9 protein-coding genes and 1 tRNA gene are annotated in these 11664 nt (G+C 63.4%); 7 read left to right on the forward strand and 3 right to left on the reverse strand.

Features of this window, described 5'->3' with window-relative positions; translation table 11 throughout:
- The first annotated feature begins 73 nt into the window (after positions 1 to 73).
- The 5 genes from VIN30_RS01895 to VIN30_RS01915 all read left to right on the forward strand — a co-directional run bounded on the left by VIN30_RS01895 (position 74) and on the right by VIN30_RS01915 (position 5098).
- Positions 74 to 1399, forward strand: a complete 1326-nt coding sequence (locus VIN30_RS01895; protein ID WP_338208836.1) for an adenylosuccinate synthase — start codon at positions 74 to 76, stop codon at positions 1397 to 1399.
- A 184-nt stretch (positions 1400 to 1583) separates the two neighbouring features.
- The gene (gene purD, locus VIN30_RS01900) at positions 1584 to 2873 is read left to right on the forward strand and encodes a phosphoribosylamine--glycine ligase (RefSeq protein ID WP_338208837.1); all 1290 of its coding nucleotides are present in this window, start codon (positions 1584 to 1586) and stop codon (positions 2871 to 2873) included.
- A gap of 4 nt (positions 2874 to 2877) precedes the next feature.
- Positions 2878 to 4278 (forward strand): coproporphyrinogen III oxidase family protein, encoded by a 1401-nt coding sequence (locus VIN30_RS01905; protein WP_338208838.1) that lies wholly within the window; start codon positions 2878 to 2880, stop codon positions 4276 to 4278.
- A gap of 11 nt (positions 4279 to 4289) precedes the next feature.
- Entirely contained in the window at positions 4290 to 4928 is a 639-nt protein-coding gene (locus VIN30_RS01910; RefSeq protein WP_338208840.1) for a prepilin peptidase, read from the forward strand.
- Between the two features lie 94 nt (positions 4929 to 5022).
- Positions 5023 to 5098 (forward strand) — tRNA-Phe (locus tag VIN30_RS01915).
- Between the two features lie 202 nt (positions 5099 to 5300).
- Here VIN30_RS01915 and VIN30_RS01920 read toward each other — a convergent pair.
- Positions 5301 to 6419, reverse strand: coding sequence for an IS1249 family transposase (locus VIN30_RS01920; RefSeq protein ID WP_338208841.1), 1119 nt, complete (start codon positions 6417 to 6419; stop codon positions 5301 to 5303).
- A 530-nt stretch (positions 6420 to 6949) separates the two neighbouring features.
- Here VIN30_RS01920 and VIN30_RS01925 point away from each other — a divergent pair.
- Positions 6950 to 8125, forward strand: coding sequence for an FIST signal transduction protein (locus tag VIN30_RS01925; RefSeq protein ID WP_338208843.1), 1176 nt, complete (start codon positions 6950 to 6952; stop codon positions 8123 to 8125).
- Positions 8126 to 8308: 183 nt separating this feature from the next.
- Positions 8309 to 9742 (forward strand): aldehyde dehydrogenase family protein, encoded by a 1434-nt coding sequence (locus tag VIN30_RS01930; RefSeq protein WP_338208845.1) that lies wholly within the window; start codon positions 8309 to 8311, stop codon positions 9740 to 9742.
- Positions 9743 to 9858: 116 nt separating this feature from the next.
- Here the strand turns inward: VIN30_RS01930 and VIN30_RS01935 are convergent, their stop codons facing one another.
- Together VIN30_RS01935 and proC are read right to left on the reverse strand one after the other, a co-directional pair.
- A complete protein-coding gene (locus VIN30_RS01935) occupies positions 9859 to 10728 on the reverse strand; it encodes a hypothetical protein (RefSeq protein WP_326424999.1) in 870 nt (289 codons plus the stop codon).
- 93 nt (positions 10729 to 10821) lie between these two features.
- Positions 10822 to 11643: a pyrroline-5-carboxylate reductase gene (gene proC / locus VIN30_RS01940; RefSeq protein ID WP_338208847.1), complete on the reverse strand. Its 822-nt coding sequence runs from the start codon at positions 11641 to 11643 to the stop codon at positions 10822 to 10824.
- Positions 11644 to 11664: the final 21 nt, after the last annotated feature.

Here is an 11664-nt window from a genome sequence, read left to right on the forward strand (position 1 = left end):
CGCTGGTATACTGTTGCACTTGCGAGAACGCATTTTTCAAGCGCGTTTTTCCCTACCGACGAAAGGACACAGCATGCCCAGCACAGTGCTCGTCGGCGCCCAGTGGGGCGACGAAGGCAAGGGTAAGATCACCGATCTCATCGCCAGCGACTACGATTACGTCGTGCGGTTCCAGGGCGGCAACAACGCCGGTCACACCGTCATCCACGGCGACAAGAAACTGGCGCTGCACCTCATGCCCTCCGGCGTCATGTACGAGAACGCGGTGCCGGTCATCGGCAACGGCGTGGTGGTCGATCCCGGTGTGCTGGTGAAGGAAATGGCCATGCTTGAGGCCGAGGGCGTTTCCTGCAAGAACCTGCGCATCTCCAACGACGCGCATCTCATCATGCCCTATCACAAGGACCTGGACGGCGCCGACGAGAAGAGCCTCGGCGACAAGAAGATCGGCACCACCAAGCGCGGCATCGGCCCCTGCTACCAGGACAAGATGGGCCGCAAGGGCATCCGCATGCAGGATCTGCTGGACGAGAAGATCTTCCGCCTGAAGCTGGAAGCGGTGCTCGCCCAGAAGAATCCCATTCTTGAGAAGATTTACGGTCTGCACACCTACACGGTGGAGGAGATCTGCGACGAGTATCTGCCCTATGCCCGCATTCTTGCCCCCTACGTGTGCGAGTCGGCCCACATGCTGAACACGGCGCTGGCCGAGGGCAAGTCCATCCTGTTCGAGGGCGCCCAGGGCACCCTGCTCGACATCGACCACGGCACCTACCCCTTCGTCACCTCATCGTCCTGCTGCGCGGGCGGCGCGGCCACGGGCACGGGCGTGGGGCCCGCGGCCATCGATCGCGTGCTGGGCATCCAGAAGGCCTATGTCACGCGTGTGGGCGAAGGCCCCTTCCCCACCGAGTTGAAGTTCCCCGAGAACGGCGGCGAGGGCCAGGATGCGGAAGACGGCGAGCTTCTGTGCGCCGCCGGTCACGAGTTCGGCGTGACCACAGGTCGCAAGCGCCGCTGCGGCTGGTTCGATGCCGTTATCGGCCGTTACGCCGCCGAGGTGAACGGACTCACGGATGTGGCCCTCACCAAGTTGGACGTGCTGTCGGCTTTCGACACCATTAAGGTGTGCGTGGCCTACGAGTGCAACGGCGAGCGCTACGACTACTTCCCCATGCAGCAGAGCGTACTGCACCACGCGAAGCCCATTTACGTGGAGCTGCCGGGTTGGAAGGACGAGGACATCACGGGGTGCCGCACCTACGAGGAGCTGCCCGAGAACACGCGCAAGTACATCGAGTACCTGGAGGAGGTCACCGGCGTGCCCATGAGCATCATCTCCGTCGGTCCCGACCGCGATCAGACGATCCTGCGGGATGTGTGGATGAGGGAAGACTAGTCATCGCATCTTAGGCTGTCCAGCCGCGCCCCCTGGGAGGGGCGACGTGCTCAGACAGTCCTCGCTCGGCGCGACAGCCCGCTGGGCTGATCGCGTTCGCTGCGGAACTCCGCGCGACACCCCTCCCAGGGGGCGCGGCCTGCCGTTAAGAAGAACTTGCTGCAAAGCGAGGAAAGGAACAGACGTGAACATTCTGGTTTTGGGTTCGGGTGGTCGCGAGCACGCCATCGCGTGGGCCTTGCGGAAGTCGCCGAAGACCGACGTGCTGTACGTGGCTCCGGGCAACGGCGGCACCGCTGAAATCGCCGAGAACGTCGACGTCGACATTGCCGACAGCGAGGCGTTGCTGAGCTTTGTGGCCGAGCGCATGATCGGTCTGGTGGTCATCGGGCCCGAGGCTCCGCTGGTGGACGGCGTGGCCGACGTGCTGCGCGCGGCGGGCGTGCCGGTGTTCGGCCCCAACGCCGACGGCGCCCAGCTGGAGGGCTCCAAGGCCTATTCCAAGGAATTCATGGAAGCCAACAGCATTCCCACCGCTGCCTACGGGCGCTTCAGCGATGAGGAGTCGGCGCTGGCCTATGTGCGCGAGCAAGGCGCGCCCATCGTTATCAAAGCCGATGGCTTGGCTGCGGGTAAGGGCGTGGTAGTGGCCGAGACGCTGGAAGATGCCGAGGCAGCCGTGCACGCCTGCTTCGACGGCGCCTTCGGCGATGCGGGCTCCACCGTGGTCATCGAGGAGTGCATGACCGGCCCCGAGTGCTCGCTTCTGTGCTTCGTCACCAACGGCAAGTCGTTCCCCATGGCCCCGGCTCAGGACCACAAGCGCGCCTACGACGGCGATTTGGGCCCGAATACCGGCGGCATGGGCGTGTATTCGCCAGTGCCCATCGTTACCGATGACGAGATGGCCTCCATGGTGTCCATCATGGAAGATGCCGCCGCCGCCACGGCTCGGGCGCCCTTTACCGCCGACTATCGCGGCACGCTGTACGGCGGTTTCATGCTGACGCCCGAAGGTCCGAAGATCGTGGAATTCAACGTGCGCTTCGGCGACCCCGAGACCCAGGTGGTGCTGCCGCGCCTGGAAAACGACCTGGTGGACGTGATGCTAGCGGTGGCCGAGGGTCGTGCCGACGACATCGATCTGAAGTGGTCCGACGATTGGGCCGTTTCGGTGGTGCTCGCCAGCGATGGCTACCCGGGTTCCTACGAGAAGGGCAAGGTCATTCTGGGTATCGAGGAAGCCGAGGAGCTGCCGGGCGTCACGGTGTTCCACGCCGGCACGAAGCGCAACTTCGACGGCGAGCTGATTACCAACGGCGGCCGTGTACTGAATGTGGTGGCCCTGGGCGACACCTTTGAAGAGGCCCGCGAGCGCGCCTACGAGGCCTGCGATCTCATCAACTTCGAGGGCAAGCAGTTCCGCCACGACATCGGCAAAAAGGCCCTCCAAGGCCGCGCCGCCTGGGAGTAAGCCTATGCTTTCAGAACGAGTTCTTTCCAAAGTAGTGGCGGCTTGCACGGCCAACTACTTGAAGCTTTCCCCTTGCACTGAGACGCGCATGCCCGCGCCGAAGCCGGGGCAGCCCTACATGCTGTACATGCATGTGCCGTTCTGCGAGCGGTTGTGCCCGTACTGCTCGTTTAACCGCTTCCCCTTCCGCGAGGATCGCGCGAAGCCCTACTTCCAGAATATGCGCAAGGAAATGCGCATGCTGAAGGAGCTCGGCTACGACTTCGATTCGGTGTATATCGGCGGCGGCACGCCCACCATCATGATCGACGAGCTGTGCGAGACCATCGATCTGGCGCGCGATCTGTTCTCCGTCAAGGAAGTGTCCAGCGAGACGAATCCGAACCATCTGATTCCCGCGTATCTGGAGAAGTTGAAGGGTCGCGTGCAACGCCTTTCCGTGGGAGTGCAGTCCTTCGACGACGGCCTGCTGCGCCAGATGGACCGCTACGAGAAGTATGGCTGCGGCCAGGAGATTCTCGAGCGCATCCAGGAGGCGTCGCCGTATTTCACCTCGATGAACGCCGACATGATCTTCAACTTTCCGGCCCAGACCGAAGATATCCTCATTCGGGATATCGAGATGGTGGTGGCATCCGGCGCCAGCCAGACCACGTTCTATCCGCTGATGGCCTCGCCTTCGGTGGAGCGTTCGCTGGCTGCCACAGTGGGGCCGGTTGACTACAATCGCGAGCGTCAGTTCTACGAGATCATCTGCGATTTGCTGCTGGGCGATCTGCCTGACGGCCGCCCGGGCCTGTTCGAACTGGGCAGCGCTTGGACGTTCAACCGCCGCGGCACCGGTGCCGCCGGCGAGAACGCCATGATCGACGAGTACGTGGTGGATTACGAGGAATACCCCGCCATCGGCAGCGGCGGCATCACTTATCTGGGACAGAACCTGTACGTGAACACGTTCTCGGTGCGCGAGTACAACGAGGCCATCGAAGGTGGCCGCATGTCCATGATGGGCAAGACCACGTTCAGCTTGCACGATCGCATGCGCTATCGCTTCATGATGCAGTTGTTCGGCCTGCGCCTGGACAAGCGCCAGTTCGAACACGATTTCGGTATGAGCGTGGAGCGCGGCCTGCCCGTGGAGATGGGCTTCATGCGCGCCTCGGGGGCGTTTGCCACCGACAACGCCGACGAGCTGACGCTCACCCCGAAGGGCCGCTACCTGGTGGTGGTGATGATGCGCCAGTTCTTCATCGGCGTGAACAATCTGCGTGACCAGGCCCGCGCGGCGCTTACCGGCGAGGAGCGCGAACTCATCTTCGGCGACGGCTGTGCCTCGGCTGCGACGGAAGAAGCGGCGGCCACAAGCGTGCTGGACGCCACCGCCGCGCGAGCTGCCCAGGAATAGGCGTTCGCTTCATGACCTATGTGTCCGTTGTCACGCTCGTTGCCTACGGTCTGCTGCTGGCTGGTTTGGTGGTCATAGCGGTGGGCGATATGCGCACGCGCCGTATCCCCAACGGCATGGTGGCTGCGCTGGCGTTACTGTGGGTGATATGGCGTTGCGTGCTGGGCTTCGCTGGCCGTTATATGGGCCTGGGCTTCTGGAATACCCTGCTTTCCCCCGCGCCCACGGTGCTCGGGCAGATCGGGCTGCCTGTTTATGGAGCGTCGCTGTCCGGCGGCGTGCTGGGCGCCCTGGCGCTGGGCGGCGGCATGCTGGTGCTGTCGGCGGTATACGAGCTGACCACCAAGAAGGAGTCGTTCGGCGGCGGCGACATCAAGCTGATGGTGGTGATCGGCCTGTTCCTGGGTTGGGAACGCGGTCTCGTGTGCCTGTTCGTGGCTTGCCTGGTAAGCGTGATCTATGCCCTGGTGATGCGTTTCCGGACACGGGGGAAGGATGGCGACACGGCTCGGCCTGCGGAAGGCAGCCAGAGCGCGCCGGCCGCTGCAGGGACTCAGGCTTCTTCAGAAGTGGCTGACCCCTTCCTTGCGCGCACGATGCCTTTTGCTCCGTTTTTGGCTGTGGGAACACTGGTGGCATTCTTCTTTTAAGACCGCTGCGTGTTCAGTGAAAAAGTTCTTGCATTGCGCGGGCATTCCCGTTAAAATATATGCTCGCGTCGAAAGCGAATGCTTTCCGCACTTTGGTCGGGTAGCTCAGTTGGTAGAGCAACGGACTGAAAATCCGTGCGTCGAGGGTTCAAGTCCCCCTCCGACCACCATAAATGACAGGGCCCCAGTTTCGGGGCCCTTTTCATATCTGAAGCCGTGGGGATCTAACCCCCGATCCTGGAATCACATAAATCTCTGAAAGAATCTCTGAATTCAGAGATTCTCAGGGATTCGGATCTCTCTGCTATCGTTGCGCGAGAGTTGCTCCGTCTTTCCAGAATAGGGTTATAGGACAAAAAGTGTGTCTGGAGACTAGTCGACAGCATAGGGGTAGACCGTCGCGTGGTGGAACTCGCTCCATACGAGTCCGTCACCCCATTGGGGAGCCCCGTCGTCGGGTCTGACCGCGCTTCCGTACAGCTCGTAGAGCATGTCGACGTCGTCGTCCGTGGGCATCCGCGCGAGGATCTGGGATGCCGGCAGCCTGTACTCCGTCCTCATGTAGCACCACCAGAACACGGCCTTTATCCTCCGGGTCACCGACATGCCCCGGTGGTTCCTCAGCATCGACCGCAGGGGCGCGTTCACGCCGCCCTCGATCCTGTTGTTGGTCGCCGGCAGCGGGCGCTCCGCGGACAGCGCCGGGTCCAGATAGGTGAACAGGGTCCCCTGGTTGCTCAGCGCCACGAGGCCCGACCTCGCCTTGCGCAGCCTCTCGTGGGTGTACACGGACCTGCCGTCCACGGTGCTCCTCTCCTCCAGGAAGTCGCACCAGAACCCGCACCACTGCACGAACCTCTCCCGCCACCACTGCGCCGGAGCGAGCGTCTCGAGGCGGAGCAGTTCCCTGGCGAGCGCGTAGAGCTCCACGCCCGCCTGCAGGTTGGGGCGCGAGGTCGTGTAGCGCCTGACCTGGCAGAAGGCGTGGAACACGCACCTCTGCACCCGCGTGTCCGGCCAGGCCTCCCTGCACGCCTTCGCGAAGCCGCTCCCGCCGTCCGTGACAACCATCTCGGGCGGCGCGACGTAGGCCATGAGCGCCTTCCAGGCGCGCGCCGTCTCGGCCCGGCACAGGTACCAGGCGAGCACGTGCTCGTCGCTGCACGCGATGAGCACGCACACGTTCCTCGCCAGGTAGATGCCGTCGACGTAGACGACCTTGTGGACCTCGCCGGTCGCCTCGGGCATCGGCCAGATCCCCCAGAACCTCGAGGTGCGCCTCCTGAAGGTGCGGCCCTGGCCCGGCATGTCGACCTGGGCCTCCTTGGACATGAGCCACGAGAGGAAGGCCTTGAGGTCGCGCTCGTCTGTGCTGATCGAGTGCGTGGCCGAGCTTCCGCACCCCCTGCACCGCCATCGCTGCCTGCCGGCCTTGGTCTTCCCGTTCCTCTTCATCGGCAGCCCGCAGGTCGGGCATGGCTTGCTCTTCAATTTGCCGCCCCCTCGAAATCGAGAACTTTTTCTCAATTTATCAGGGTCTGAGCAGGCGAAAGACCAGATATGGGACACACTTTCTGTCCGAGTGGAGAACTCGATTGATTTGACTTTCCAAAAGAAAATCGGGAGCCGACCTGCGTCAACTCCCGATTTCGGACACACTTTTTGTCCTATAAGCCCCAGAATACGAAGCAGCCCCTCGGGTCCCCCGCTGACGGGGATGCGAACGTTATGTGGCTGGGCGCGTTGTCCCCTAGGGAAGCCAGCGTGAAGGGGCTTTCGATGCCCTTCGCATGGGTATGCTCTCTGTAGACGAAGGAGCCGGCGCGAAGGCCCTGCTCAGCTTGTTGACAGTGTGTCTGTAACGTAGAGAAATATATAAGTCAATAACTTATCTTTAACCAATCGGGTCAAAGGTATGGAAATATCGAAAAAAGGTAGCGTTGGGTTAACTTTAGGGGAGCGGTTAGCGTTACCATGACTCCAGAGGCAATGACGCCTCACTTTGAAACTAGGAGGAGACCATGTTCAAAGCTAACGTAGGTTCCAGCACTGCCGCCGATGCCCGCGCTGCGGGTAAAGAGGCTGCGGCCCAAGCTGCCGCCGGCCTCGACGCCACTCAGGTGGCCATGGTGTATTGCAGTTGCGCTTACGATGTTGACGAAGTGGTGGCTGGCGTAGGGGAGGCACTTCCCGAAGTGCCTGTGCTGGGCAACACCTCGTTTACCGGCGTGGTGGTTCCCGGCGCCGGCTATGTGGGCGGAGACGCGCCTTTCGTGGGCGTGCTCGCTCTTTCCGACCCGGATATGGCCGTAGGGGTGGCCGCCGCTGATCGGTCCGAGAACGACGACCCCGCTCTCGCCGGTGCCGCGCTCGCCACGGCTGCCATGGAGGCTGCCGGCCGCACCGACGCCCCCGACTACTTCTATATGGCCGCTTCCCCTGCTGAGGAGGAGTTCTACCTGAAGGGCATTGCCTCGGTGGTGGGCCGCATCCCGTTCTTCGGTGGATCGGCGGCCGACAACGCCATCGCCGGCGAGTGGAAGCTCTACACCACCGGCGAGTCTTTCGCCGACGGGTGCGTGGCGGCCTTCTTCTGGGGTGGTCCGGCCATGACCAACGTGTTCACCGGCGCCTATCGCGAGACCGATGATTTCGGTGTCATCACCAAGATTGACGGCAATCGTACGCTGGTGGAAATCGACGGGATGCCGGCGGCCAAGAAGTTCCAGGAGTGGACGGGCTGCTCCGACGAGGACATCGCCGGCGGCAACCTGCTCGCCTACACGGTGTGCTCGCCGCTGGGCGTGAAGGACCGCCTGGGTGACCTCATCGCCATCCGCCATCCCATGAACGGCAACGACGACTTCTCCATCAACGTGGGCAACAACCTGGCTGAGAAGACCTGCGTCATTCGCATGGAGGCTACGGTCGACGAGCTCATTCAGTCGGTGCCCGACACCCTGCGCGAGCTCATGGATCGCATGCCCGGCAAGCCTGCCGCCTTCCACCTGGTGCACTGCGGTGGCCGCCGCGCCGGCATCGATGCCCGTATCGGGGAAGTGGCTGCGGCTGTGGCCGAGGTGGCCGGCGACGTTCCCTACCTCATGGAGTTCACCTTCGGCGAGTACGGATTCGAGAGCGACAACAACAATACCTGTGGCGGTCTGATGCTGTCCTTCACGGGTTTTAGCGCTTAGGCGCTAAAACCCTGACGCTGCGGTTCCGACAGGCACCTGGCCTTGGCCCTTGTTTTGGGCTCGGCGCGGCACAAAGGCCGCTTGGCCCAAAGGCGGGCCAATTCCAGGCACCTGTCGGAACCTCGCTGACTTCCTTGGGCGCGTCCCTGGAATCCTGAATTAAAGATTAAGGAGATACAAAATATGAAGATGTTTATCAATGGCAAGACGGCTGATTCCTCCGACGGCGCTACTATCGACGTCATCAACCCGGCGACGGGTGTGGTGGTGGACACGGTGCCCGCTGCCACCGCCGAGGATGTGGCCGAGGCCGTGAAGTTCGCCCGCGCCGCTCAGCCTGAGTGGAACAAGGTGCCGGTGTGGAAGCGCGCCGAGATCATGATGGCCTTCCTCGATCTGGTGGAGCGCGACAAGGAGAAGCTCGCCCGCACGCTGTCCGACGAGACCGGCAAGCCCATCACCGAGGCCCGCGCCGAGATCGGCAACATCCCGATCGCCTTCAAGGCCTTCTCCGAGCGCGCGAAGCACCTCTACGACGAGGTGATTACCGCTGGCAGCGAGCAGGGCCAGGACACCACGGTGCTCATCACGCGCCGCGAGCCTCTGGGCGTGGTGGCCGCCGTCATCCCCTTCAACTTCCCCTGCGACCTGTTCGACCAGAAGGTGGCTCCGGCGCTTCTGGCCGGCAACTCCGTCATCGTGAAACCCTCCACCGACAACCCCCTGACGCTGTGCATGCTGACGGCGTTGCTCGGCGAGGCCGGCGTGACGCCCGGCGCTGCCCAGATCGTCACCGGCCGCGGCTCGGTGGTGGGCCACGAGCTGTGCGCCAACCCCGATCTTGACCTGGTGACCCTCACCGGCTCCACCGAGGTGGGCATCGAGACCGCCGAGGTGTGCGCGAAGACCCTTACCCACACCGCGCTGGAGCTCGGCGGCAACGACGCCTTCATCGTCATGGCCGACGCTGATGTGGAGCTGGCCGCCAGCGAGGTCATCTGGGGCCGCATGTACAACACCGGCCAGGTGTGCTGCGCCTCCAAGCGCTTCCTCGTGCACGAGGATGTGGCCGAGGAGTTCACGAAGAAGGTCGTGGAGAAGATCAGCGCCCTGAAGCAGGGCATGCCCTCCGAGGACGAGACCCAGATCGGCTGCCTCATCTCCGAGAAGGCCGCGAAGACCGTGGAGGAGCAGATCCAGCTCACCGTTCAGCAGGGCGGCAAGATCGTCCTCGGCGGCGGCCGCGACGGCGCCTTCATCGAGCCGACGGTTATCGTGGACGTGCCGAAGACGGCGGATGTTGCCATCGACATGGAGATCTTCGGCCCGGTGGTGCCCATCATCACGTTTGCGACCGCCGAGGAGGCCATCGAGATCGCCAACGCTTCCATGTTCGGCCTGTCCAGCTGCATCTTCTCGGCCGACCAGAAGACCTGCGCGAAGTTCGCTTGCGAGCTTGAGGCCGGCGGCGTGGTCATCAACGGCGCCAGCTTCTACCGCTCCTTCGAGCAGCCCTTCGGTGGCTACAAGTACTCTGGCATCGGCACTGAGGGCGTCATGAGCACCTTCGACGAGATGACCCACACGAAGTCCATCGTGCTGAAGAACATCCTGTAAGCGCGGGATGCATGCGGGGCATCGCGCCCTGTGCATACAAGGAAGCGGGCCGGGAGAATTCCCGGCCCGCTTTTGCTTTGAGGGATCTGCTGCTTCAGTCGGCCCTGCAGCGGCGACTAGCTTACCGTGTAGAAGGCGTAGTCGGCCTCGCCTTGGGTGAAGTCGGCGCTCAGCTCGTAGAGGTAGCCGGGTTCGATGGTGAGGGCCAGCGTGCCGTCGGCGCCCACGGTGCAGGTGACCTTCTCATCCTCGGCCGCCGGGTCGACGGCGGTTTTGCCGCTGACAAGGGGCGTGCGCTCCACTTCCACGGCTGTGGGGTTCACGCTGAAGGCGACGAAGGCGTCGGTGGCCCCGGGGATGCGCGCATCGGCGACACCGTCGAGCAAGGTGCCGTCCACATTTTTGAAGTCGCCATCCTGGGCCACGCGGTCGGGCGTGCCGTCAGCCTGGTCGAAGGACCATTCGTAGCTGTAGGCGTTCAACACTACCGACACCTGCGCTTCAGCGGTCTTGTAATCCAAAGATCCCACCGGCACCTCGGCGGGGTCGGGCGCGGCGAACACCGTGTCCACCATGTCGGCGTACTGCTCGGCATCGGCGGGGTTGCCCACTTCGGTCACTTCAACTGCGGTGATGCCCGGGTACTGGCCGGGATAGCTTTCCAGCATGACGCCGTTGCCTGTCACCTTCACGATGTTGCCCGCCTGCAGATCATCCTCATCGATTTCTTGGCCTTCGAAGGTGATGGTGGCGTCGTCCAGGTTCGTGGGGATGTAGGGCGTCTGGGTTTCCTGGTCGATGAAGAGCACGTCATCGCCGTTAGCGTAGGCCACCAGGGCGGTGCTGACCGTGCCGTCGGCGCTGTTCGGGGAATCGGCAGTGCCTTCGTCGGCGGTGCCTCCCTTCGCCGTGCAGCCGGCTAAGGCGACCAGGCCCAAGGCCAGGGCGCCCACCAGGGTGAAGCGCAGGGTTTTCGAGAGTTTCATGGCTGTTGCCTTCCGTTCGAAGTTAATCAAGTGGACTTATCATAGCGTGCCGGGGAAGAGGGCGGCTGAACGGTAGTCAAACCGTGGCCGCGCCTACAAGGTGCGCGCCTTGGCCACACAGGCCTCCACTGCCTCCATGGCCGCCGCGCGGAACGCCCGCACTTCCAGCGCCTTCACGCCTTCGATGGTAGTGCCGCCGGGCGAGCACACCATGTCCTTCAAATCGCCGGGGTGACGGCCCGTTTCCAGTACCAACTGGGCCGATCCGGCCACGGCACTGGCGGCGAACTCGTAGGCCTGAGCGCGGGGCATGCCCGCTTCCACGGCTCCGTCGGCCAAGGCCTCGATAAACATGAACACGAAGGCCGGCGACGACCCGGCCACGGCGCTAGCGGCATCCATCAGGCGCTCGGGGATGACGATGGCACGCCCGAAGCTTTCCATCAGGCTCACGCAGGCGGCCTCGTCGGCTTCGGCGGCGCCGGGGCCGGGGCACACGGCGGTGCAACCGGCGTTCACCAGCGCCGGCGTGTTGGGCATGCAGCGGATGAGGCGCATGGCGTTCGTATCGCGGCCGAACAGGGCGGCGATACGTTCCAGGGTAAGCCCGGCGGCGATGCTGACAACCAGCGTGTCGTCGTCAACGGCATCGCGAATCTCGGCGATGACTTCGGGGAAGAACACGGGCTTCACGGCCAGCACCAGGATGTCGGCCGCTGCAGCCACTTCGCGGTTGCTTGCGGTGGTGGCGATGCCGAATGCTTCCGCCTGAGCTGTGCGTGTGGCCTCCGTTTTGGCCGAGCCGATGATGTCGGCAGCGGTGAGAGGGCTGCCCTGCACGACCACCTCATCGCGCAGCATGCCGCCGATGATGGCGGTGGCCATGTTCCCCAAGCCGATAAATCCTATTTTCACGAGAGCCTCCCTTGCCTTGCA

Origin of the sequence: Adlercreutzia wanghongyangiae, assembly GCF_035989245.1 — a bacterium.
In the GTDB taxonomy this organism is placed as follows: domain Bacteria; phylum Actinomycetota; class Coriobacteriia; order Coriobacteriales; family Eggerthellaceae; genus Adlercreutzia; species Adlercreutzia wanghongyangiae.